The following is a 22062-nucleotide window of genomic DNA, read 5'->3' on the forward strand; positions in this document are numbered from 1 at the left end:
CCATGGCGCCCTGCCCGACAGCGACGAGCGCCCAAATGTCCGACCCCCGCCCCACCCTGCCCGAACTGGCCCGCTTCAACCAGCACTTCGCCGAACGCATCGTGCCGCTGTGGCAAGGCCCGGGCTGGAACGCCGACATGGCCCTGCCCTACGAAGCGCTGGACGCCCAGCACCAACCGTTGCCGGTGCAGCGCTACCGGGCCATGGCCTGTGCACGCCAGCTGTACGTGTTCAGCAGCCGTATCGGCCAGCCGGGCGCCGCCGAACGCGCCGCAGCCCTGTTTCGCTCGCTGCAAAAGCACTTCCACGATGCCGAGCACGGGGGCTGGTTCTACAGCATCGACGCCCAAGGCAAGCCGCTGGACCGGCGCAAGGACCTGTATACCCACGCCTTCATCGTGTTCGCCTGCGCGCACTACTGGGGCAAAGTGCGCGAAAACCTGGTGGAGTCCACGTTGAATGCCGCGCTGGACATCATCGACCAGCAGTTCGCCCGTGACGATGGCCTGTACGAAGCCTGCCTGGGCGAAGACTGGGCCGACCTCGGCAGTGGCCCGCTGCAGAATCCGCAGATGCACCTGGCCGAAGCGTTCCTGCAGGTACTGGCTGTGCGTGACGACGAACATGTCCGCCAGTCGCTGCTGCAATTGTGTCAGGCACTCGAGGCGCATTTCATTGAACCGGCCCATGGCCTGATGCTGGAAAAGCCACGCGGGGCTGTGGATAACTGGTTCGAGCCTGGGCACCAGTTCGAGTGGTTCTATCTGCTGCATACCTCCCCGCTGCTGCGTGACACCCCGCTGCATGCGTCAATAGACCGGGCTTTCGCCTTTGCCGAGCAATTCGGGGTGAAGGATGCGGCCGTACTGGCCTTGCTGAATGTGGATGGCCGGGTGCTTGATGCCTCCCAGCGTATCTGGGCGCAGGCCGAGTACCTGCGGGCGCTTACATTGCGTGAAGGCAGTGAAGCAAAGCTCGCGGGGCAGTTGGGCGCCCTTTCAGCGCGGTTCCTGCGTGACGCCGGCTGGTATGAGTGCCGAGGGGGTGACGGCGCGGTGAGCAGGGATGACATGCCATCGACCACGCCTTATCACTTGGCTACCTGCCTGGAAGGGCTGAATCAGGCGAACATCTAATCCATACAAGGAATCTGTCAGGGGTGAGCGTTTCCCTCTGCCGGAAGCATCTCCCCACCCCTATGTTGGTGCCCCTTTCTCGAACGTTCAGGAGTAACCAACATGGAAGCAGAAGCCTTCAAGGCATTTGTCGAAGAGCAGATCAACCGAGCGGCACAGAAGATAATCGATCACGGCCACCGCTATGACGAGCACTCCCATGGCAAACTCAGCTACCTGCTAAGCCTGCGCCGTGTCATCAATTGCGAGGCAACGGCCGAGGACATGGGCCGGCATGACGCCATCAACGATGTCCTTCAAGCGTTAGGCATCATCCCTGAAGGCAGAACCGGCTTTAGCTATATCAACTGAGCGATGCGGTTGTTTCGCGAACCGGGTCTTTCCGGTTCGCGGCGTATGCTTAGCCTTTTGATCGGTCGATCGAGAACCCTGCCCAGTCCTGGCTCACCGGCATCAGTTCCAGGCTGTTGATGTTGATGTGCGCCGGCTGGTTGAGGATCCAGAAGATGGTCTCGGCAATATCCTGTGGCTGGATCGGCTCCGCACCCGCGTAGGTAGCATCGTACTTGGCCTGGTCACCCCCGAAGCGCACCAGCGAGAACTCGCTCTCGCACAGGCCCGGCTCGATGTTGCTCACACGCACGCCGGTACCGCGCAGGTCGCAACGCAGGCTCAGCGAGAACTGGCCGACGAAGGCCTTGGTGCCGCCATACACGTTGCTGCCCGGGTACGGATAGTTGCCCGCCACCGACCCGACGTTCAGGATCGACGCGCCGCGGCCATGGGCGATGAGCCGTGGCAGCAGCAGGCGAGTGGTGTACATCAGGCCCTTGATGTTGGTGTCGACCATGGTTTCCCAGTCATCCAGGCTGCAGTTCTGCGCAGCATCCACACCCAGCGCCAAGCCGGCGTTGTTGACCAGACCGCGAATCTTTTCAAAGCCGGCCGGCAGATTGGCAATAGCCTGCTCCATGGCCTTGCGGTCACGCACGTCCAGCACCAGGCCATGCACTTCGGTCTTGGCCGACAGTTCAGCGCACAGGGCATCCAGGCGCTCTTTGCGGCGCCCAGTGAGTACCAGCTTCCAGCCGGCTTCTGCGAAGCGGCGGGCGGTGGCCTCGCCGAAACCGGAAGTCGCGCCAGTGATGAATACGGTGGACGTCATGCTGTGTTCCTCACGGTAGGTTGTCATGGCAGCTTTGCAGCATGCCCGCGCACGGCGCAGGCAGCAAGCCGCTCAGGGGCTGTTCATTTTTTGTTCATACTCGCGAAACCCTTGCAGCAGAGGGCTCGCCGCCAGGTATGCGCATGTTATCCACAAGGCTTTCCCCACGGATTGGGGGCAACTTGTCCACTGTACGGAACCCTTTCAGCGGATTGTGGTCTGTGGATATCTTGTCGGTGATGGCGCAAGGCTTTCAAACATGCCGCCTGCAGCGGTCTGTCCAAGGTTTTTACACAGAGTTATCCACAGGATTGGCACTGCACTTGAAGCACACGCAGAGATGTTGAAAGCTTGGGAAAATCATCCACAACGGGGATATGAACAAAAAATGATCAAATCGCTACAGGGCTTGATACTCAAGGCCTTGAGCGATATGCCACCATGTTTTCCACAGGCGGCTCCACACTATCCGTGGAAAAGAGTTGGCCTGTGGAAACAATGGCTTGCGAAGGAATATGGGTGTGTTTCGGGAGAAGGGAACGACAAGTTTTCCACATTGAGAAGGGGGCTGCACTGCAGCCCCTTAACACAACTCAGTGCCCGCCCAGATAAGCGTTACGCACTTCCTCATTGACCAACAGTTCCTGCCCGGTCCCGGTCATGCGAATCTGCCCGTTGACCATCACATAGGCCCGGTCCGACAGTTTCAGCGCATGGTTGGCGTTCTGCTCCACCAGGAAGATAGTCATCCCGGTCTTGGCCAGTTCTCGCAGGGTCGAGAAAATCTGCTTGACCACGATCGGTGCCAGACCCAGCGAGGGCTCGTCCAGCAACAGCAATTTCGGCCGGCTCATCAGCGCCCGGGCAATCGCCAGCATTTGCTGCTCGCCACCCGACATGGTCATGGCCCGCTGGTTACGCCGCTCCTTCAACCGCGGGAACAGCTCGTACATACGCTGCATGTCTTCGTCGGCATGCTTGTCGCCGATGGGGATGGTACCCATCATCAGGTTTTCCTCGACGGTCATGTCGGGAAACACCCGGCGCCCCTCCGGCGACTGGGCAATGCCGTTGGAGGCGATGTAGTGCGAGGATTTGCGGGTGATGTCGGTGCCGCGGTACACGATATGCCCGGATGCCGCCCGCGGCTGGCCGAAAATCGACATCAGCAGGGTCGACTTGCCGGCACCGTTGGCGCCGATCAGGCTTACCGTCTCGCCCTCGTTAATGTGCATCGAGACTTTCTTCAGTGCCTGGATCGGCCCATAGAACACGTCCAAGTCTTTCAGCTCGAGAATGGGTGCACTCATACCAGTTCCTCTTCGTCTGCACCCAGGTAGGCGGCAATAACCGTCGGGTTGTGGCGGATGTCCTGCGGCGCACCTTCGGCAATCACGTTGCCGTGGTCCAGCACCACGATATGGTCGGAGATGCTCATGACCATGCCCATGTCGTGCTCGATCAACACCACAGTGATGTCGTGCTCGTCACGCAGCACACGGATCATGCGGCTGAGTGCCTCGGTTTCCTGCGGGTTAAGGCCTGCCGCCGGTTCGTCCAGGCAGATGATCTTCGGCCGCGTGCACATGGCCCGGGCGATTTCCAGACGCCGCTGCTGGCCGTACGACAGCTCGCCGGCCAGGCGGTTGGCGCAATCGACCAGGTCCACTACTTCCAGCCAGTAGAAGGCGTGGTCCAGCGCATCGCTTTCGGCCTTGCGGTAGGCCTTGGTGTTGAGCACCCCGGCCAGCAAGTTGCGGTTGACCCACATGTGCTGGGCCACCAGCAGGTTCTCCACCACCGACATTTCCTTGAACAGGCGAATGTTCTGGAAGGTGCGCGCCAGGCCGGCGCGGTTGACCAGGTGGGTACCACCGAACATCTTGTAGTACATACGGTTGGCAAAGCGCGCAGGCGACACGAAGTCGGCCGCCTGGAAGCGCTCGCCGAGCAGCTGGATGACGTTGGTGTGGCTGCCGCGCACGTTCAGTTCGATACGTCCGCCACTGGCCTTGTAAAAGCCGGTCAGGCAGTTGAATACCGTGGTCTTGCCGGCGCCGTTGGGGCCGATCAGGGCAAATATCTGGTTGCGCCGGACCTTCAGGCTGACGTCGCTGAGCGCCTTGATGCCACCGAACTGCATCATCAGGTTGTCGACCGAGAGAATGATATCGTCGCTCATGGCGCCACTCCTTTACGTGGGGTCACACCGGTACGGCTGATACGGATCAGCCCACGCGGTCGCCAGATCATCATCAGCACCATCAGCACGCCGAACAGCAGCACCCGGTACTCGGAGAAGCTGCGCAGCAGTTCCGGCGCCACGGTCAGCACGAACGCCGCGATGACCACACCCACGGTCGAGCCCATGCCACCCAGCACGACGATGGCGAGGATCAGCGCCGACTCGAAAAATGTGAACGACGACGGGTTGACGAAGCCCTGGTAGGTGGCGAAGAACACCCCGGCCAGACCGGCAGTCGAGGCGCCCAGGGTAAAGGCCGACAGCTTGACCAGCACGTGGTTCAGGCCCATCGAACGGCAGGCAATCTCGTCTTCGCGCAGCGCTTCCCAGGCCCGGCCGACCGGCATGCGAGTCAGGCGATGCTTGATGTACAGCACTGCCAGCACGACCATGAACAGCACCGCGTAGATGAACACGAACTTGAGGCTGGCGTTGTACTCGAAGCCGAAGAACTCGTGGATCGGCACCCCGCCATCCTTGGCCCGGCGGCCGAACTCAAGGCCGAAGAAGGTGGGTGAAGGTGCCGGCATGCCGTTGGGGCCACCGGTGAACGATAGCCAGTTGTTCAGCACCAGGCGAATGATCTCGCCAAAGCCCAGCGTCACGATCGCCAGGTAGTCACCGTGCATGCGCAACACCGGGAAGCCGAGGATGCACCCCGCCAGCGCCGCAGCGATGGCCGCCAGCGGCAGCACGCTCCAGAAGCCCAGCCCCAGGTACTGGTAACCCAGCGCCAGGCCGTAGGCACCGATGGCATAGAACGCCACGTAACCCAGGTCGAGCAGGCCGGCCAGGCCGACCACGATGTTCAGGCCAAGGCCCAGCAATACGTAGATCAGGCCGAGGATGACCACGGTCAGCAGGTACTTGTTGGCGAAGATCGGGAAAACGATGGCAATCACGATCAGCGCGGGGATGATGTAACGCAGGCGCGACTTGTAGTCCGGTGCGGTCACATGCACGCCCGAGCCACCGCTGTCGAAGCCCAGGAGCATGCGCTGCCCGGGGGCAGTCTGCAGGAACAGGCTGAGCAGGAAGCGCCCCACCATCACACCGCCGACCAGCCAGGCCACGCGGCGCGGCTCGGCATTGAAGGTGTAGCCGTCGAGCACCACACCAACGACCGGACCAAACACGATAAGTGCCAGCAGGCCAGCGACAATGGTCTCCAGCAGGCTGCGTTTAAGGTCGAAACCCTTGGTTTCGCTAATAGAGGCAGTTTTGGCAACGGACATGTTCACACCTTAGCCACGAGCGGGCGACCCAGCAGGCCTTGTGGGCGGAAGATAAGGATCATCACCAGCAGCGAGAAGCTGAACACATCCTTGTAGTCGGAGTTGATCAGGCCTGAGAACAGCGACTCGGAAATTCCCAGGATGATCCCGCCGAGCATGGCACCCGGCAGCGAGCCGATACCCCCGAGCACTGCGGCAGTGAACGCCTTGATACCGATGATGAAGCCGGCGTAGAAGTCGAAGGTGCCGTAGTTCATGGTGATGAGCACGCCGGCCAGGGCGGCCATCACTGCACCGATGACGAACACGTAGGAGATTACCCGGTCGGTGTTGATACCCAGGATCGAGGCCATCTTGCGGTCTTGCTGGGTAGCACGGCACATGCGGCCGAGCTTGGTGTACTTGATCACGTAGGTCAGCAGGCCCATGCCGACAAAGGCCGCCACCAGGATGAAGATCTTGGTATAAGTCAGTTGCACGAAGCCGGACCCGACTTCGACACGCATGGCGCCTTCCAGCAGGGTTGGCACGCCTTGCTGGCGGGCGCCCTGGCTGATCTGTGCGTAGTTCTGCAGGATCAGCGAAATGCCGATGGCACTGATCAGCGGTGCCAGGCGGGTGGAGTTACGCAGCGGTTTGTAGGCGATGCGCTCGATGGTGAAACCATAAACGCCGGTGACGACGATGGTGAACAACAAGGTGCCCAGCATCAGCAGGGGGAACGATTCGACACCGAAGTAAGCCAGCAATGCCAGGCTGATCGCCGCGAGGTAAGCGGAGATCATGTACACCTCGCCGTGCGCGAAGTTGATCATGCCGATAATGCCATAGACCATTGTGTAGCCGATGGCGATCAGGCCATAGACCGACCCGAGGGTCAGGCCGTTGACCAGTTGCTGCAGGAAAATACCATCCATAACGCAATCTCACCTGATTGAGATTGCACGAGCGCCGACCACGGCGCGGGCCACCTGTGCGGGGCCCTCGCAGCGCAGAACTGTGCAGATCTACGAATAAAGACAGGTACCGCGGGGCTTGGGCCCGAGCAACCGCCCGGGCCGCGGGCCGTTGTTATTTTTGTTTTTCCAGCTGGTGGTATTTACCGGTCTTGTCCCACTGGTAGACCACGTAGTCGGAGACGGTCAGGTCGCCCTTGCTGTCCCACTTCTTCTCACCCATGACGGTCTGCACCGGGTTGGCCTTGAGCCACTTGGCAGCGTCCTCGCCCTTGTTCGACTTCGCGCCATTGAAAGCGGCAGCCAGAGCCTGCAGCGAAGCGTAGGCGTACAGGGTGTAGCCCTCAGGTTCGGTGCCGGCCTTGCGGAACTCCTCCACCACCGCCTTGCTGTCTGGCAGCAGGCGCGGGTCGGCACCGAAGGTCATGTACACGCCGTCAACGTATTGCGCGCCGCCGGCGGTAGACACCAGTTCGTCGGTGACGATGCCATCATCGGACATGAACTTGACGTCCTTCAGGCCTTGCTCGCGCAGCTGGCGTACCAGCGGGCCGGCTTCCGGGTGCAGGCCGCCGAAGTAGACCACGTCGGCACCGGTAGAGCGGATCTTGGTGACCACCGCGCTGAAGTCTTTCTCGCCACGGGTCAGGCCTTCGTACAGCACAGGCTTCACGCCGCGTTTTTCCAGCTGCGCCTTGGTCGCGTCAGCCAGGCCCTGGCCGTAGGTGTCCTTGTCGTGCAACACCGCAACCTTCTTGCCCTTGAGCACGTCGACGATGTAGTCGCCAGCGACGATACCCTGCTGGTCGTCACGGCCGCACATGCGGAACATGGCACTCAGGCCGCGCTCAGTGACCTGTGGGTTGGTGGAGCCTGGGGTGATGGCGATCACGCCCGCCTCGTCATATACCTCGGACGCCGGGATCGTGTTGGAGGAACAGAAGTGGCCCACCACGCCAATCACCTTGTCCTGATCGACCAGGCGGTTGGCCACGGCCACGGCTTGCTTCGGTTCACAGGCGTCATCGCCTTTGACCAGGACGATTTTCTCGCCATTCACGCCACCAGCGGCGTTGATCTTGTCAGCCGCTGCCTGCGCACCTTTCATGTACTGCTCGCCAAACGCTGCGTTTGCCCCAGTCATGGGGCCCGCTACACCGATCTTGACGTCGGCCTGAACATACGAAGAAACACCCAGTGCCGTAGCTACGGCCAGAGCCAGGAAACCTTTCTTGTAAAACGTCTGCGACATGAGGTGGTGCTCCTAGAGTTTTTTTGGTTGGCACTACAACTTCTCAGCCCGGTACTCAGAGCAAGGGCCGTGCCATCGGTTTTGTCTTCCGGGAAAACACACTGTGAAGGGTGCCGGTAGGCGACGGGCGGCCTTTTCTTTATTGAGCGTGCAACCGTCTGCCACGCGGCAGGCGCCACCACACGTACAGACAAGGAGCAACCGTCGAGTGCCATCATTGCAACCCTGGCAAGTGTTTACGTGCAACCGCCCTGTAACAGCAGACGTCACCGAACTGCACACCGCTGGTGCGCGACTGCTACAGGCGGCACCGTTTCAAGGCTAGCTGGTGCACGGAAAAACACCTCTGTTTTGGCTGTTTCGGCCTCTTCACGGGTACGCCAGCTCCCACAATAGGAGCAAGTCCCCGCACCGTGTAGGAGCGGGCTTGCCCGCGAAGAGGCCGGAACAGCCACACAAGGTGGAAAAGGCTGGCACAATGTCCGCCAATCGCCGCTTCCGGAGCCCCCTTGATGAGCGAAAGCGCATTCGCCGAGCGCATCGTGCACAACCTGCTCGACACCGACTTCTACAAACTCACCATGATGCAGGGTGTGCTGCACAACTACCCGGACGCCGACGTCGAATGGGAATTCCGCTGCCGCAACGGTGAGGACCTGCGCCCCTACCTCGGCGAAATTCGCAATCAGCTCGAACGGCTTGCCGACCTCACCCTGGACGATGGCCAGCTGGCCTTCCTCGAACGCATCAGCTTCCTCAAGCCCGACTTTTTACGCTTTCTGCGCCTGTTCCGCTTCAATCTGCGTTACGTGCACGTCGGCATCGAAAATGATCAGCTGTTCCTGCGCCTGAAAGGTCCGTGGCTGCATGTGATCCTGTTCGAAGTGCCGCTGCTGGCCATCATCAGCGAAGTACGCAACCGCAATCTGCACCCGCACATGCGCCTGGCCGAGGCGCGGGACCAGTTGTACCGCAAGTTCGACTGGCTGCGTGCGCATGCCAGCGACGACGAGCTGGCCGAACTGCAGGTGGCCGACTTCGGCACCCGCCGGCGCTTTTCCAGCCGCGTGCAGGAGGAAGTGGCAAGGGTGCTGCGCGACGACTTCCCCGGCCGTTTTGTCGGCACCAGCAACGTCGACCTGGCATGGAAACTGGATATCAAGCCGCTGGGCACCATGGCCCACGAGTGGATCATGGCCCACCAGCAGCTCGGCCCACGGCTGATCGACAGCCAGATCGCTGCGCTGGACTGCTGGGTACGCGAGTACCGCGGCCTGCTCGGCATCGCCCTGACCGACTGCATCACCATGGATGCCTTCCTCGGCGATTTCGACCTGTACTTCGCCAAGCTGTTCGACGGCCTGCGCCATGATTCGGGCGAGCCGGTAGCCTGGGCGGAGAAGGCCATTGCCCATTACCAGAAACTGGGTATCGACCCGATGACCAAGACGCTGGTGTTTTCCGACGGCCTCAACCTGACCCGCTCGCTGGAAATTTTCCGCGCCCTGCGCGGACGCATCAACGTCAGCTTTGGCATCGGCACCAACCTGACCTGCGACATCCCAGGTGTGGCCCCCATGAACATCGTGCTTAAAATGACCGACTGCAACGGCGCGCCGGTGGCCAAGATCTCTGACGAAGCCGCCAAGACCCAGTGCCGCGACGAGAACTTCGTCGCCTACATGCGTCACGTATTCAAAGTCCCCAGCAAGGAGTAACCCATGCAAGCGGTTCAGCAAGAGATTGCCCAGGCGCTGAAGGTACAGCCGCCGTTCGCCGACGCGGCAGCGCTCGAGGCCGAAGTCGCCCGACGGGTGGCGTTCATCAAGGACTGTCTGGCCAATGCTCGACTCAAGACCTTGGTGCTGGGCATCAGCGGTGGCGTCGACTCACTGACTGCCGCCCTGCTCGCCCAGCGCGCCATCAACGAGCTGCGCGCCGAGACCGGCGACAAGGCCTACACCTTCATTGCCGTGCGCCTGCCGTACCAGGTACAGCATGACGAGCATGACGCCCAGGCATGCCTGGAAGTTATCAAGGCAGATGAAGTTCACACGGTGGATATCGCCCCGGCAGTGCGTGCATTGGCAGCTGAAGTGGCGGCGTTGAAGAACGGCTCGCCGACGTTGGTGGACTTCGTGGTGGGCAACGTCAAGGCACGCACCCGGATGGTCGCCCAGTACACCATCGCTGGCGCCCGCGCAGGTCTGGTGATCGGTACCGACCACGCGGCCGAGGCAGTAATGGGCTTCTTTACCAAGTTTGGTGATGGTGCCTGCGACCTCGCGCCGTTGAGTGGGCTGGTGAAGAATCAGGTGCGGGCGATTGCGCGCAGCTTCGGTGCGCCGGAGTCACTGGTGGAAAAGGTGCCAACGGCCGACCTGGAAGACCTGGAGCCGGGCAAGCCGGACGAGGCGTCACATGGCGTGACCTACGCGCAGATCGATGCCTTCCTGCATGGGCAGCCGGTTGACCAGGCAGCGTTCGACATCATCGTCGCCACCTACCGCAAGACCCAGCACAAGCGCGAACTGCCGTTCGCTCCTTGATAAGTGGCCTGCAGGAGCGGGTTCACCCGCGAATACGAGGGTGAACCCACCGACGCATTCGCGGGTGAACCCGCTCCTGCAGGGTTCGCCGTCAGCCTTTGATTACTTGACGATGACCTTGCCTTTCATCATCGAGATGTGGCCCGGGAAGGTGCAGAAGAAGCTGTAGTCACCACCGGCTTCCAGCTTGGAAGTGTCGAACTTCACTTCGGTTTCTTTCTCAGGCGCGCCGATCATCTTGGTGTGGGCGATGATCGCGGCGTTGTCAGCCTTCAGATAGTCCTTATCCAGACCCTGACTCATGCCTTCGGTGGCAATGGCCTGCATGTCGGCAGTCTTGCTGATCACCAGGTTGTGGCCCATGACGTTCTTCGGCAGGTTGCCAGAGTGGGTCAGTTTGACGGTGAATTCCTTGCAGCTCTTGTCGACAGTGAATTCCTTGCTGGTGTAGGACATCTGGTCAGTCGAGTCGACAGTGACCGAGCACTCGGCGGCGAAGACAGAAGCGCTGGCGAGGGTCAGCAGGGATACCGCTACAGCTTTCGCAAACATCATGAATCTCCTTGGCAGGGTTTTATCAATTGCGAGACTGCCTGAAACCGTTCAGCCCCTTGCTGATATGGGTCAAGGGGGCGTCAAGAGGCCAGCCAGTAGAATTGTTCAATGGATTGTATACAACAAATCTAAGGGCACATCATGCCCTTTTATTGGACGATGAGACAACCTCTCATTTAGGAGCAATACCAAATGCCCATCTCCAACTTCCTCAATAGCCTGCTCGCCGCCTACGCCCACGGGGCCACAGGAGCCATCTGCGAATTCTCCCGGCCAGAATGAACCGGCCTTGGAAGTGACCGGCATGCGCCGTAACCTGTGCGCCTCAGTGACAGGAGATGAGCAATGCCCGTACGTTCCGTTTGTGTGTTCTGCGGCGCCAGCATGGGCGCCAACCCTGCCTACCGTGAAGCAGCCGTCGCGCTGGGCCAGGCCATTGCCCGCCGCGGCTTGACCCTGGTGTATGGCGGTGGCGCGGTCGGCTTGATGGGTGTGGTGGCCGACGCGGCCATGGCGGCCGGTGGCGAAGTGGTCGGGATCATCCCGCAGAGCCTGCTGGACGCTGAAGTCGGCCACAAGGGCCTGACCCGCCTGGAAGTGGTGGATGGCATGCATGCGCGCAAGGCCCGCATGGCCGAGCTGAGCGATGCATTCATTGCCTTGCCGGGTGGGCTGGGTACGCTGGAGGAACTGTTCGAAGTGTGGACCTGGGGGCAGCTGGGCTATCACGCCAAGCCGCTCGGGCTACTGGATGTGAACGGTTTCTACGACAAGCTGGGCGGGTTCCTCGACCATATCGTCGAAGAAGGTTTCGTGCGCCCGCAACACCGGGCGATGTTGCTGCTGGGGCAGCAGCCGGACGAGCTGCTGGAAGGGATGGACAGCTTTGTGGCGCCGGTCGCGCCTAAGTGGGTCGACAAGCAGCCTGACTGAAGCTGAGACTTTTGGGACCGCTTCGCGGTCCTTTCGCGACACAAGGCCGCTCCCACAAAGGCAATGGGGGAGCGGCCTTGTGTCGCGATGGGCTGCAAAGCAGCCCCAATAGTCGATCAGTTAACGCGGAATGACAGGCTGACGCGGCTTCTTGTTGCCCTTGCCACCCTTGCTCGCCTCTTTGCGCTCCTTGGCAGCCTGCTGGTTACGCGCAAACGCCTCGGCCTTGGCCTTTTCGCGCTTGTCCCACGGCTTGCTGCCATCGCTGCCACGCGGCGGCAGGCCGGTGTGCTGGGTCAGGATCTTCTGGTCCTTGCCCACCTTGTGGCTCCCCGCCGGGGTCGAGTTCTTCCGGCGCGCGCTCTGATAAGTATCGGTCTGCGGCTGGTGCAGCGGGATCAGTTGGTGCTTGCCCGGCCCGATCAGGTCGGCTCGGCCCATACGCTGCAGCGCTTCACGCAGCATCGGCCAGCCCTTCGGGTCGTGGTAGCGCAAGAACGCCTTGTGCAGACGGCGTTGCTCGTCGCTCTTGACGATCTCCACCCCTTCGCTCTTGTAGGTCACCTTGCGCAGCGGGTTCTTGCCTGAGTGGTACATGGCCGTGGCCGAGGCCATTGGCGACGGGTAGAACGCCTGTACCTGGTCGGCGCGGAAGCCGTTGCCCTTCAGCCACAGGGCCAGGTTCATCATGTCTTCGTCGGTGGTACCGGGGTGCGCGGCAATGAAGTACGGGATCAGGTACTGCTCCTTGCCCGCTTCTTTCGAGAACTTCTCGAACATGCGCTTGAAGCGGTCGTAGGTGCCGATACCCGGCTTCATCATCTTGTCCAGGGGGCCACGCTCGGTGTGCTCCGGGGCAATCTTCAGGTAGCCGCCAACGTGGTGGGTGACCAGTTCCTTGACGTACTCCGGCGATTCCACCGCCAGGTCGTAGCGCAGGCCGGAAGCAATCAGGATCTTTTTCACACCCGGCAAGGCACGGGCCTTGCGGTAAAGCTCGATCAACGAGCTGTGGTCGGTATTGAGGTTTTCGCAGATACCCGGGAATACGCACGACGGCTTGCGGCAGTACTTCTCGATTTCGGGGCTTTTGCAGGCGATGCGGTACATGTTGGCAGTCGGCCCGCCAAGGTCCGAGACCACGCCGGTGAAGCCCGGCACCTTGTCACGCATCTCTTCGATTTCGTGCAGGATCGACTCGTGCGAGCGGTTCTGGATGATGCGGCCTTCGTGCTCGGTGATCGAGCAGAAGGTACAGCCACCGAAGCAGCCACGCATGATGTTCACCGAGAAACGGATCATCTCGTAGGCCGGGATGCGCTCCTTGCCATAGGCCGGGTGCGGCACACGGGCGTATGGCATGCCGAACACGTAGTCCATTTCCTCGGTGCTCATGGGGATGGGTGGCGGGTTGAACCACACATCCACTTCACCGTGCTTCTGCACCAGCGCGCGAGCATTGCCCGGGTTGGTCTCCAGGTGCAGCACGCGGTTGGCATGGGCATAGAGCACCGGGTCGTTACGCACCTTTTCGAACGATGGCAGGCGGATCACCGACTTTTCCCGGGTCACGGCCGGGCTGTCGAGAATCTGCACCACCTTGGCTTCGTTCGGGTCTTCCTGGTCGCCCTTGGCCTGCTCGATGGCGCAGGCCTGGGTGTCCTGGGTGTTCACGTACGGGTTGATGATCTTGTCAACGCGCCCCGGGCGGTCGATACGGGTGGAGTCGATCTCGTACCAGCCCTGCGGGGTATCGCGGCGCACGAAGGCGGTGCCGCGCACGTCGGTGATGGTCTCGATCTTCTCCCCGTTGGACAGGCGCTGGGCCACCTCGACCACCGCACGCTCGGCGTTGCCGAACAGCAGGATGTCGGCGCTGGCATCGATCAGGATCGAGTGACGAACCTTGTCCTGCCAGTAGTCGTAGTGGGCGATGCGGCGCAGCGAAGCCTCGATGCCGCCGAGCACGATCGGCACATGCTTGTAGGCCTCCTTGCAGCGCTGGCTATACACCAGGCTGGCACGGTCCGGACGGCTGCCGGCCAGGCCACCAGGGGTGTAGGCATCGTCGGAACGGATCTTCTTGTCCGCGGTGTAGCGGTTGATCATCGAGTCCATGTTGCCGGCGGCCACACCGAAGAACAGGTTCGGTTCGCCGAGCTTCATGAAGTCGTCTTTCGACTGCCAGTTCGGCTGGGCGATGATGCCCACGCGGAAGCCTTGGGCTTCCAGCAGACGGCCAATGATGGCCATGCCGAACGACGGATGGTCGACGTAGGCATCACCGGTCACGATGATGATGTCGCAGGAATCCCAGCCGAGCAGATCCATCTCCTCCCTGCTCATTGGCAGGAAAGGTGCTGGTCCGAAGCATTCGGCCCAGTACTTGGGATAGTCGTAGAGTGGTTTGGCTGCTTGCATGTCAGTGACCGGTTCTGGTGTGCAGGGAAATCGCGGGCGCGGAATATAGCACAAATTTTGACCAAATCCGACTGGATTCGTGGGGATTGGTGAGGAGAGCGACAGTTGGGGGGGGCGTCAGGTGGTTGGTTTGGTGGGCTTGGTGAGGGCGCCAGGTGTACGACACAGCAGTTTCAGCGCCTGTGAAATCGAGCGCCGCCCGCGCGGCGCATCGCGACGCAAGGCCGCTCCCACATTTGTTGCAACGTGCCAAAACTGCAAGGCCATGGTTGCCCGTTGCCCGCCTTGGCCGAGTTGAAACGAATGTGGGCCTTGCGTCGCGATGGGCTGCAAAGCAGCCCCTACAAGGGCCCCTGCTAACGCAATTAGTTATTCATCATCATCAAAGTTGTACATCCCCGGCGCCAAGTTCTCGAACCGGGTGTACTTGCCGATAAACGCCAAACGCACGAAGCCGATGGGGCCGTTACGCTGTTTGCCGATGATGATTTCCGCCACGCCCTTGTGCTCGGTCTCGGGGTGGTACACCTCGTCGCGGTACACGAACATGATCACGTCGGCGTCCTGCTCGATTGCACCGGATTCACGCAAGTCGGAGTTCACCGGGCGTTTGTTCGGGCGCTGTTCCAGCGAGCGGTTCAGCTGCGAAAGGGCAATGACCGGGCAGTTGAATTCTTTGGCCAGGGCCTTGAGCGAGCGGGAAATCTCGGAAATTTCGTTGGTACGGTTGTCACCGGCCGACCCCGGAATCTGCATCAGCTGCAGGTAGTCGACCATGATCATGGCGATTTCGCCATGCTCACGGGCCAGGCGGCGGGTACGCGCGCGCATTTCCGAGGGGCTGATACCCGCCGTATCGTCGATGAACAATTTTCGGTCGTTGAGCAGGTTCACTGCCGAGGTCAGGCGCGGCCAGTCGTCGTCGTCCAGCTGGCCGGAACGGACCTTGGTCTGGTCGATACGCCCCAGGGACGAAAGCATACGCATGATCAGCGACTCACCTGGCATCTCGAGGGAGAACACCAGCACCGCCTTGTCGGTACGCAGAACGGCGTTTTCCACCAGGTTCATGGCGAAGGTGGTCTTACCCATCGACGGACGACCCGCGACGATGATCAGGTCGGCTGCCTGCAGCCCGCTGGTCTTCTCGTCCAGGTCGGTGTAACCGGTGGAGATACCGGTGATGTCACTGTCGGAGTTGAACAGCGTATCGATGCGGTCGATGGCCATGGTCAACAGCTCGTTGACGCCCACCGGGCCGCCGGTTTTAGGCCGCGCCTCGGCGATCTGGAAGATCTGCCGTTCGGCATCGTCGAGAATCTCGGCAGCGTTGCGCCCCTGCGGGTTGAACGCGTTGTCGGCGATGTCGGTACTGATGCTGATCAGCTGGCGCAACGTGGCCCGCTCACGAATGATCGCGGCGTAGGCCTTGATGTTGGCCACCGAAGGGGTGTTCTTGGCCAGCTCGGCCAGGTAAGCCAAGCCGCCGACTTGCGAGGACAGGCCTTCCTTGTCCAACTGCTCGTGCAGGGTCACCACGTCGAATGGCTGGTTGGCGTCGGCCAACTTGTGCACAGCGCGGAAGATCAGCCGGTGGTCATGCCGGTAGAAGTCGCCGTCCGACACCTGGTCCAGCACCCGCTCCCAGGCATTGTTGTCCAGCATCAGGCCACCGAGCACGGCCTGTTCGGCCTCGATGGAATGCGGCGGTACCTTCAGGGCTGCGGTTTGCAGGTCAAGCTGTTCGGAGGTGGTGATCTCGTTCATGGCCACGAAAGAATTCTGGAGGATGAAAAAGACAAAGGGCACGGCCTGTCGAAAACAGGACCGTGCCCGATGTTAACCGCCTGACTCGCAAGGAGCCAGCCAGTTAGCGCAGCTTAGGCAGCTACGACGACCACGCGTACGGTGGCTTCAACGTCGCTGTGCAGGTGCACGGCTACGTCGTATTCGCCAACCTGACGGATGGTGCCGTTCGGCAGACGAACTTCAGCCTTGGCCACTTCAACGCCGGAGGCGGTCAGGGCGTCAGCGATGTCGTGGGTGCCGATCGAACCGAACAGCTTGCCTTCGTCGCCAGCGGTGGCAGTGATGGTCACTTCCAGCTCGGCCAGTTGGGCAGCGCGGCTTTCAGCCGAAGCTTTCTTGTCAGCGGCTGCTTTTTCCAGCTCGGCACGACGCTCTTCGAACGCAGCCAGGTTGGCGGCGTTGGCAACGGTGGCCTTGCCGAATGGCAGCAGGAAGTTACGGCCGTAACCAGCCTTAACTTTTACTTTGTCGCCCAGGTTGCCCAGGTTAGCGACTTTTTCCAGCAGGATCAGTTCCATTTGGTAAAACCTCTTAACTTTTAACCTTCACCGTTCGCGGAGTCTTTCCCCGGAGGGGACTTGCGACCGCGAAAATCAATCAGGCTGTCGACAATGGCCAAAACCATCAGCAACGGATAAATCAGCTGCATGATCAGCGGTAGCGTCACGTACATCCCCACCAGCCAGAAACCGGCCAGTCGGCCCTGTGCCACCAGCCCGTGCATCAAGGCGATGCCGGCCAGCACCAGTACCAGGCTGGAAGCCGATGCCAGGATGATGAACTGCGGGCCGATAAACGGCGCCACCACCATCACTGCCACCAAGACCGCCATGGTCTGTTTCGGCAACTTCAGTTCGCGAAACTCGCGACCGAAGCCTCCAGGGTTGTACAACGCTGCCTGCCAATAGCGCGCCAGCATCAACGCCAGCACACTGAACAATTGCACCGTCACTGCTGTGGAAGCGACCAGCACAGGGCGGATCAGCTCACCGGAGAGCACCGGTTGCCCTTCGATTTTCGGCATGGCTTCGGCAAACGCCTTGGCCAGCACATCGAAGGTTTGCGCCAGCGCCAGATCAAGCACGAGGCTGAAAGCCACGGCGAACACGGCACTGGCGAGCAACACCCGGCTCCAGGGGTGCTCGGCACGCAACATGGCGGCCAGGGCCAAGGCACCCGCAATCACCAGAAAGGTGATGGGATCACCCATGACCCACACGGCCAGCCCGGCCAGCAAGCCGCCGGCGATGACCGATGTAGCATCCTTGAACCCACGCCGCAGCAGCACGAGGCTGCCGGCAGCGGCACTCAACCAGAACAGCAGCGGCAGTACCGCGCTGATGACCACCACGAGGGTGGCCTGCACACGACCGCGCATGATGAAACTTGCTAACGCTCGCATGCTAATCCCTTACTGCTTGTCGACGACCCGGTCTCAGCGGCCGTGGCTGTCGGTGTAGGGCAGCAGGGCCAGGAAGCGGGCGCGCTTGATAGCGGTAGCCAGCTGACGCTGATAACGAGCTTTGGTACCGGTGATACGGCTTGGAACGATCTTGCCGGTTTCGGATACGTAAGCTTTCAGGGTGTTGAGATCTTTGAAGTCGATCTCTTTCACGTCTTCAGCAGTGAAGCGGCAGAATTTACGACGACGGAAGAAACGTGCCATTTAATAGGCTCCTCTAAAGGTCCGTGGATTACTCGTCAGCGTTATCGCTGGAGTCGCTGTCATTGCTGTCGTCGCCTTCGGCGGAGTCAGCATGCTCAGGACGCTCGCGACGCTCACGGCGCTCGCTGCGGTTCTCTTCAGCCTTCAGCATCTCGGACTGGCCGGTAACGGCTTCGTCGCGACGGATGACCAGGTTACGGATAACGGCATCGTTGTAGCGGAAGTTGTCTTCCAGCTCGGCCAGGGCCTTGCCGGTGCACTCAACGTTCAGCATCACGTAGTGAGCCTTGTGAACATTGTTGATTGCGTAGGCCAGTTGACGACGGCCCCAGTCTTCCAGGCGGTGGATCTTGCCACCATCTTCTTCGATCAGCTTGGTGTAACGCTCAACCATGCCGCCGACTTGTTCGCTCTGGTCCGGGTGAACCAGGAAGATGATTTCGTAATGACGCATGAATGCTCCTTACGGGTTAGTAGTCTGCCAGTGAATCTGGTCAGACAAGGAGTGAATGACACTGTATGTCTTGCACGGAGGGGAGGCACATGAGCGCCTGCCAGCTCGGCAAGGGGCGCAATTGTAGAGAAGCCGGGGCGCACAAGCAAGGTGATTGGTGAATATTTGAACAGCCTGAAACATATTTACAGGCTGCGGGCCCTTTCGCGGGTGAACCCGCTCCTACAGGGGAACGCAATCACCCTGTAGGAGCGGGTTCACCCGCGAAGAGGCCGGAACAGGCTGAGAGTCAGCGCTTGACCTGCCGCTGACGCACGGCTTCGAACAGACAAACCCCGGTCGCCACCGACACGTTAAGGCTGCTGACGCTACCCGCCATCGGCAACTTGACCAGGAAGTCGCAATGCTCACGGGTGAGCCGGCGCATGCCCTTGCCTTCCGCCCCCATGATCATCACCAGTGGCCCGGTCAGGTCTTGCTGGTAGATCTCCTGCTCGGCCTCGCCAGCGGTACCCACTACCCACAGGCCACGCTGCTGCAACTTCTCAAGCGTACGCGCCAGGTTGGTCACAGCCACCAGCGGAATGACTTCGGCCGCCCCACAAGCCACCTTTCGCACAACCGGCGTCAACGTTGCGGATTTGTCCTTGGGCACGATCACTGCCGTGGCACCGGCCGCATCCGCGGTACGCAGACAAGCGCCGAGGTTGTGCGGGTCGGTCACGCCGTCCAGCACCAGGATCAGCGGCGGCGTTTCTGTGCGCTCAAGCAGCTCTTCGAGCATCAGCTCGCCCCACACCTGGCTCGGACTGACCTCGGCTACAACGCCTTGGTGCACGCCTTCGACCCAGGCATCCATCTCACGGCGCTCGGCCTGGCCGACCGGCACGCGGTTTTCCGCGGCCAGCGCCAGCAAGGTTTCGAGGCGTGGCTCGCTGCGCCCTTCCGACAGCCAGATCTGCTTGACCCGCTTTGGATGGTGCTGCAGCAATGCCTGCACGGCGTGTACGCCGTAGATTTTTTCCAGCTGACTCATGAATTGCTCTTGTTTTTGCGTGGAGCGCCGGACTTCGGCGGGCCTTTACGGTGCTTGGTCGGTTTGCCGGACGGCTTGCCACCTTTCTCCGATTTGCTGCCAGCACTGCTGCGCGCGTCGGTCATCAGCGCTTTTTTCATCTCGCGGCTTTTACGCACTTCTGCGTTACGCTGCACAGCATCCTTGGGGAAGTACGCTTCGGACGCTTCGCTTTTGCGGCTGCGCGGCTTGGGCGTGGCTTTCGCTTCGGTTGCCGGCTGCTGCTCGGCTTTTTCAGCAACCGGTGCGGCGCCACGCTGCTTGCGGCCGATCGGTGCGGCGAGGGTCTTTTCCGACACTTCGAAGTCGATCTTGCGCTCATCCAGATCAACACGCATGACCTTGACTTCGATGGTGTCGCCCAAGCGGAAGCTGCGACCGGTGCGCTCGCCGGCCAGGCGATGGTGTACCGGGTCGAAGTGGTAGTAGTCACCCGGCAACGCACTGACGTGCACCAAGCCCTCTACATAGATATCGGTCAGTTCGACGAACAGGCCGAAACCGGTCACCGCAGTGATCACACCCGGGAAGGTCTCGCCCACGCGGTCTTTCATGAACTCGCACTTGAGCCAGTTGACCACGTCACGGGTGGCTTCGTCGGCCCGGCGCTCGGTCATCGAGCACTGCTCGCCGAGTTGCTCCAGGGTGTTCTCGTCGTACGGGTAGATACGCGCCTTGGGAATGCTCATGGCGCCGGCACGCTTGACGTGCGGGGTATCGACCTTGGAGCGGATGATGCTGCGGATGGCGCGATGCACCAGCAGGTCCGGGTAACGACGGATCGGCGAGGTGAAGTGGGTGTACGCCTCGTAGTTCAGGCCGAAGTGGCCGTTGTTCTCGGTGCTGTACACGGCCTGGCTCAGCGAGCGCAGCATCACCGTCTGGATCAGGTGGAAGTCCGGGCGACCGGCGATGCTCGCCAGCAGGGCCTGGTAGTCCTTCGGCGACGGGTCCTTGCCCTTGTGCAGGCTAAGGCCCAACTCGCCGAGGAAGGCGCGCAGTTTTTCCAGGCGCTCCGGCGGCGGGCCGTCGTGCACGCGGTACAGGGCCGGTACGCCGTGCTTCTGCAGGAACTCGGCGGTGGCCACGTTGGCCGCCAGCATGCATTCCTCGATCAGCTTGTGGGCGTCGTTGCGCACGGTCGGGCGGATTTCGGCGATCTTGCGCTCCTCGCCGAAGATGATGCGGGTTTCCTGGGTCTCGAAGTCGATGGCACCCCGGGTGTGGCGCGCCTCCACCAGCACCTTGTACAGGTTGTACAGGTTCTTCAGGTCCGGCACGACCTCCTTGTACTCTTCGCGCAGCGCCTTGCCCTCACGGGTACGCGAGTGCTCGAGCATGCTGCTGACCTTGTTGTAGGTCAGACGGGCATGGGAGTGGATCACGCCTTCGTAGAACTGATAGTCGACCATCTGGCCGGCTTTGTTCATGGTCATTTCACAGACCATGGCCAACCGGTCGACATGCGGGTTCAGCGAGCACAGGCCGTTGGACAGCTCTTCGGGGAGCATCGGCACCACGCGCTCGGGGAAGTACACCGAGTTACCGCGCTGCTGGGCTTCGACATCCAGGGCAGAGCCCAGACGCACATAGCTGGAGACGTCAGCGATGGCCACGTACAGGCGCCAGCCACCGGAGAACAGACGCAGCTTGCCCAGCGGTTCGCAATAAACGGCATCGTCGAAGTCGCGGGCGTCTTCACCGTCGATGGTGACGAACGGCAGATGACGCAGGTCGACACGCTTCTCTTTGTCCTTCTCCTCGACTTCGGAGCGGAACTTGCGTGCTTCCTTGACCACATCATTGGGCCAGACGTGCGGAATGTCGTAGCTGCGCAGGGCAACGTCGATTTCCATGCCCGGCGCCATGTAGTTGCCGATGACTTCGACCACATCGCCTTGCGGCTGGAAGCGCGGAGTCGGCCAGTGGGTGATCTTGATCTCGACGAACTGGCCGATCTTGGCACCGCCGTTGCGCCCGGCGGTCACCAGCACTTCCTGCTGGATCTTCGGGTTGTCCGGGGTCACGTAGCCGATGCCGCCTTCTTCGAAATAGCGGCCGACCACGCTTTCGTGGGCACGGGAGATGACTTCGACCAGCACGCCTTCACGGCGGCCACGGCGGTCGACACCGGAGACGCGGGCCAAGCCGCGGTCGCCGTCGAACACCAGTCGCATCTGCGACGGGCTGAGGAACAGGTCTTCGCTGCCGTCATCGGGAATAAGGAAGCCGAAGCCGTCGCGGTGGCCGGAGACGCGACCACAGATCAGGTCCAGCTTGTCTACCGGGGCATAAGTGCCGCGCCGGGTATAGATAAGCTGGCCATCGCGCTCCATGGCACGCAGGCGGCGGCGCAGGGCTTCGATCTGGTCTTCTTCATACAGACCGAACTCTTTTGCCAGCTCCTCGCGGGCAGCAGGTTCGCCTCGGTCGGCGAGACGCTGCAGGATCAGCTCACGGCTGGGAATGGGGTTGTCGTATTTTTCCGCTTCGCGAGCGGCCTCGGGATCGAGGGATTGCCAATCGGCCATCAGAAGGGGTTCACCTTGGGGTATATAGATAGGAATTCTGGCATAGGCGTATTGAAACCGGAAATGTCTGCCTTGGACAG

Annotated in this window: 20 protein-coding genes; 5 read left to right on the forward strand and 15 right to left on the reverse strand. The window is 61.2% G+C overall.

The features are described 5' to 3' along the window. Positions 1 to 35: 35 nt before the first annotated feature. Both LU682_RS26505 and LU682_RS26510 read left to right on the forward strand, forming a co-directional pair. Positions 36 to 1136 (forward strand): AGE family epimerase/isomerase, encoded by a 1101-nt coding sequence (locus LU682_RS26505; RefSeq protein ID WP_232856806.1) that lies wholly within the window; start codon positions 36 to 38, stop codon positions 1134 to 1136. Positions 1137 to 1238: 102 nt separating this feature from the next. Further along, the gene (locus LU682_RS26510; protein ID WP_010955465.1) at positions 1239 to 1487 is read left to right on the forward strand and encodes a hypothetical protein; all 249 of its coding nucleotides are present in this window, start codon (positions 1239 to 1241) and stop codon (positions 1485 to 1487) included. Between the two features lie 49 nt (positions 1488 to 1536). Here LU682_RS26510 and LU682_RS26515 read toward each other — a convergent pair whose 3' ends face one another. The 6 genes from LU682_RS26515 to LU682_RS26540 all read right to left on the reverse strand — a co-directional run bounded on the left by LU682_RS26515 (position 1537) and on the right by LU682_RS26540 (position 7989). Next, complete coding sequence (locus LU682_RS26515; RefSeq protein WP_003249597.1) at positions 1537 to 2301, reverse strand: SDR family oxidoreductase; 765 nt, start codon at positions 2299 to 2301, stop codon at positions 1537 to 1539. A gap of 593 nt (positions 2302 to 2894) precedes the next feature. Continuing rightward, entirely contained in the window at positions 2895 to 3611 is a 717-nt protein-coding gene (locus LU682_RS26520) for an ABC transporter ATP-binding protein (RefSeq protein ID WP_004576969.1), read from the reverse strand. After that, entirely contained in the window at positions 3608 to 4483 is an 876-nt protein-coding gene (locus LU682_RS26525) for an ATP-binding cassette domain-containing protein (RefSeq protein ID WP_010955466.1), read from the reverse strand. Before LU682_RS26525 ends, LU682_RS26520 begins: the two co-directional genes overlap by 4 nt. After that, positions 4480 to 5781, reverse strand: coding sequence for a high-affinity branched-chain amino acid ABC transporter permease LivM (livM, locus tag LU682_RS26530; protein ID WP_049586711.1), 1302 nt, complete (start codon positions 5779 to 5781; stop codon positions 4480 to 4482). The genes LU682_RS26525 and livM overlap by 4 nt, the downstream gene beginning before the upstream one ends. Positions 5782 to 5783: 2 nt before the next feature. After that, complete coding sequence (locus tag LU682_RS26535; protein WP_003249590.1) at positions 5784 to 6698, reverse strand: ABC transporter permease subunit; 915 nt, start codon at positions 6696 to 6698, stop codon at positions 5784 to 5786. A gap of 154 nt (positions 6699 to 6852) precedes the next feature. Further along, positions 6853 to 7989, reverse strand: a complete 1137-nt coding sequence (locus tag LU682_RS26540) for a branched-chain amino acid ABC transporter substrate-binding protein (RefSeq protein ID WP_003249588.1) — start codon at positions 7987 to 7989, stop codon at positions 6853 to 6855. 512 nt (positions 7990 to 8501) lie between these two features. On the opposite strand from LU682_RS26540, the gene pncB reads away from it, so the two are divergent. Further along, the gene (gene pncB, locus LU682_RS26545; RefSeq protein WP_049586710.1) at positions 8502 to 9707 is read left to right on the forward strand and encodes a nicotinate phosphoribosyltransferase; all 1206 of its coding nucleotides are present in this window, start codon (positions 8502 to 8504) and stop codon (positions 9705 to 9707) included. Positions 9708 to 9710: 3 nt separating this feature from the next. After that, positions 9711 to 10538, forward strand: coding sequence for an NAD(+) synthase (gene nadE, locus LU682_RS26550; RefSeq protein WP_010955469.1), 828 nt, complete (start codon positions 9711 to 9713; stop codon positions 10536 to 10538). Positions 10539 to 10640: 102 nt separating this feature from the next. On the opposite strand, the gene azu is transcribed toward nadE, so the two are convergent. Continuing rightward, entirely contained in the window at positions 10641 to 11090 is a 450-nt protein-coding gene (gene azu / locus LU682_RS26555; protein WP_003249580.1) for an azurin, read from the reverse strand. A 348-nt stretch (positions 11091 to 11438) separates the two neighbouring features. Between azu and LU682_RS26560 the strand changes: the two genes are divergently transcribed. Beyond that, the gene (locus tag LU682_RS26560; protein WP_010955470.1) at positions 11439 to 12026 is read left to right on the forward strand and encodes a cytokinin riboside 5'-monophosphate phosphoribohydrolase; all 588 of its coding nucleotides are present in this window, start codon (positions 11439 to 11441) and stop codon (positions 12024 to 12026) included. A 120-nt stretch (positions 12027 to 12146) separates the two neighbouring features. Here LU682_RS26560 and LU682_RS26565 read toward each other — a convergent pair whose 3' ends face one another. The 8 genes from LU682_RS26565 to rnr all read right to left on the reverse strand — a co-directional run bounded on the left by LU682_RS26565 (position 12147) and on the right by rnr (position 21982). After that, entirely contained in the window at positions 12147 to 14447 is a 2301-nt protein-coding gene (locus LU682_RS26565; protein WP_010955471.1) for a YgiQ family radical SAM protein, read from the reverse strand. 369 nt (positions 14448 to 14816) lie between these two features. Then, on the reverse strand, positions 14817 to 16214 hold the full coding sequence (dnaB, locus tag LU682_RS26570; protein ID WP_010955472.1) for a replicative DNA helicase: 1398 nt from the start codon (positions 16212 to 16214) through the stop codon (positions 14817 to 14819). 113 nt (positions 16215 to 16327) lie between these two features. Further along, entirely contained in the window at positions 16328 to 16774 is a 447-nt protein-coding gene (gene rplI, locus LU682_RS26575) for a 50S ribosomal protein L9 (protein WP_003249568.1), read from the reverse strand. A 20-nt stretch (positions 16775 to 16794) separates the two neighbouring features. Beyond that, on the reverse strand, positions 16795 to 17658 hold the full coding sequence (locus tag LU682_RS26580; protein ID WP_003249565.1) for a hypothetical protein: 864 nt from the start codon (positions 17656 to 17658) through the stop codon (positions 16795 to 16797). 33 nt (positions 17659 to 17691) lie between these two features. Next, positions 17692 to 17922: a 30S ribosomal protein S18 gene (gene rpsR, locus LU682_RS26585; RefSeq protein ID WP_003249563.1), complete on the reverse strand. Its 231-nt coding sequence runs from the start codon at positions 17920 to 17922 to the stop codon at positions 17692 to 17694. Between the two features lie 28 nt (positions 17923 to 17950). Next, positions 17951 to 18376 carry a 30S ribosomal protein S6 gene (rpsF, locus tag LU682_RS26590; protein WP_003249557.1) on the reverse strand — a complete coding sequence of 142 codons (426 nt, stop codon included), beginning with the start codon at positions 18374 to 18376 and terminating at the stop codon, positions 17951 to 17953. A gap of 289 nt (positions 18377 to 18665) precedes the next feature. Then, on the reverse strand, positions 18666 to 19412 hold the full coding sequence (gene rlmB, locus LU682_RS26595; protein WP_010955473.1) for a 23S rRNA (guanosine(2251)-2'-O)-methyltransferase RlmB: 747 nt from the start codon (positions 19410 to 19412) through the stop codon (positions 18666 to 18668). Continuing rightward, positions 19409 to 21982: a ribonuclease R gene (gene rnr / locus LU682_RS26600; RefSeq protein WP_010955474.1), complete on the reverse strand. Its 2574-nt coding sequence runs from the start codon at positions 21980 to 21982 to the stop codon at positions 19409 to 19411. The genes rlmB and rnr overlap by 4 nt, the downstream gene beginning before the upstream one ends. Positions 21983 to 22062 lie beyond the last annotated feature (80 nt).

The organism is Pseudomonas alloputida (assembly GCF_021283545.2).
GTDB classification, from domain to species: domain Bacteria; phylum Pseudomonadota; class Gammaproteobacteria; order Pseudomonadales; family Pseudomonadaceae; genus Aquipseudomonas; species Aquipseudomonas alloputida.

What these genes read in the sequence shown, in the direction of transcription:
- LU682_RS26525 (WP_010955466.1), bottom strand. Translation starts at nt 4,483, where the DNA reads ATGAGCGACGATATCATTCTCTCGGTCGACAACCTGATGATGCAGTTC.
- pncB (WP_049586710.1), top strand. Translation starts at nt 8,502, where the DNA reads ATGAGCGAAAGCGCATTCGCCGAGCGCATCGTGCACAACCTGCTCGAC.
- rplI (WP_003249568.1), bottom strand. Translation starts at nt 16,774, where the DNA reads ATGGAACTGATCCTGCTGGAAAAAGTCGCTAACCTGGGCAACCTGGGC.
- LU682_RS26515 (WP_003249597.1), bottom strand. Translation starts at nt 2,301, where the DNA reads ATGACGTCCACCGTATTCATCACTGGCGCGACTTCCGGTTTCGGCGAG.
- livM (WP_049586711.1), bottom strand. Translation starts at nt 5,781, where the DNA reads ATGTCCGTTGCCAAAACTGCCTCTATTAGCGAAACCAAGGGTTTCGAC.
- LU682_RS26535 (WP_003249590.1), bottom strand. Translation starts at nt 6,698, where the DNA reads ATGGATGGTATTTTCCTGCAGCAACTGGTCAACGGCCTGACCCTCGGG.
- LU682_RS26505 (WP_232856806.1), top strand. Translation starts at nt 36, where the DNA reads ATGTCCGACCCCCGCCCCACCCTGCCCGAACTGGCCCGCTTCAACCAG.
- rpsF (WP_003249557.1), bottom strand. Translation starts at nt 18,376, where the DNA reads ATGCGTCATTACGAAATCATCTTCCTGGTTCACCCGGACCAGAGCGAA.
- rpsR (WP_003249563.1), bottom strand. Translation starts at nt 17,922, where the DNA reads ATGGCACGTTTCTTCCGTCGTCGTAAATTCTGCCGCTTCACTGCTGAA.
- LU682_RS26510 (WP_010955465.1), top strand. Translation starts at nt 1,239, where the DNA reads ATGGAAGCAGAAGCCTTCAAGGCATTTGTCGAAGAGCAGATCAACCGA.
- dnaB (WP_010955472.1), bottom strand. Translation starts at nt 16,214, where the DNA reads ATGAACGAGATCACCACCTCCGAACAGCTTGACCTGCAAACCGCAGCC.
- LU682_RS26580 (WP_003249565.1), bottom strand. Translation starts at nt 17,658, where the DNA reads ATGCGAGCGTTAGCAAGTTTCATCATGCGCGGTCGTGTGCAGGCCACC.
- LU682_RS26560 (WP_010955470.1), top strand. Translation starts at nt 11,439, where the DNA reads ATGCCCGTACGTTCCGTTTGTGTGTTCTGCGGCGCCAGCATGGGCGCC.
- nadE (WP_010955469.1), top strand. Translation starts at nt 9,711, where the DNA reads ATGCAAGCGGTTCAGCAAGAGATTGCCCAGGCGCTGAAGGTACAGCCG.
- LU682_RS26540 (WP_003249588.1), bottom strand. Translation starts at nt 7,989, where the DNA reads ATGTCGCAGACGTTTTACAAGAAAGGTTTCCTGGCTCTGGCCGTAGCT.
- LU682_RS26565 (WP_010955471.1), bottom strand. Translation starts at nt 14,447, where the DNA reads ATGCAAGCAGCCAAACCACTCTACGACTATCCCAAGTACTGGGCCGAA.
- azu (WP_003249580.1), bottom strand. Translation starts at nt 11,090, where the DNA reads ATGTTTGCGAAAGCTGTAGCGGTATCCCTGCTGACCCTCGCCAGCGCT.
- rlmB (WP_010955473.1), bottom strand. Translation starts at nt 19,412, where the DNA reads ATGAGTCAGCTGGAAAAAATCTACGGCGTACACGCCGTGCAGGCATTG.
- LU682_RS26520 (WP_004576969.1), bottom strand. Translation starts at nt 3,611, where the DNA reads ATGAGTGCACCCATTCTCGAGCTGAAAGACTTGGACGTGTTCTATGGG.
- rnr (WP_010955474.1), bottom strand. Translation starts at nt 21,982, where the DNA reads ATGGCCGATTGGCAATCCCTCGATCCCGAGGCCGCTCGCGAAGCGGAA.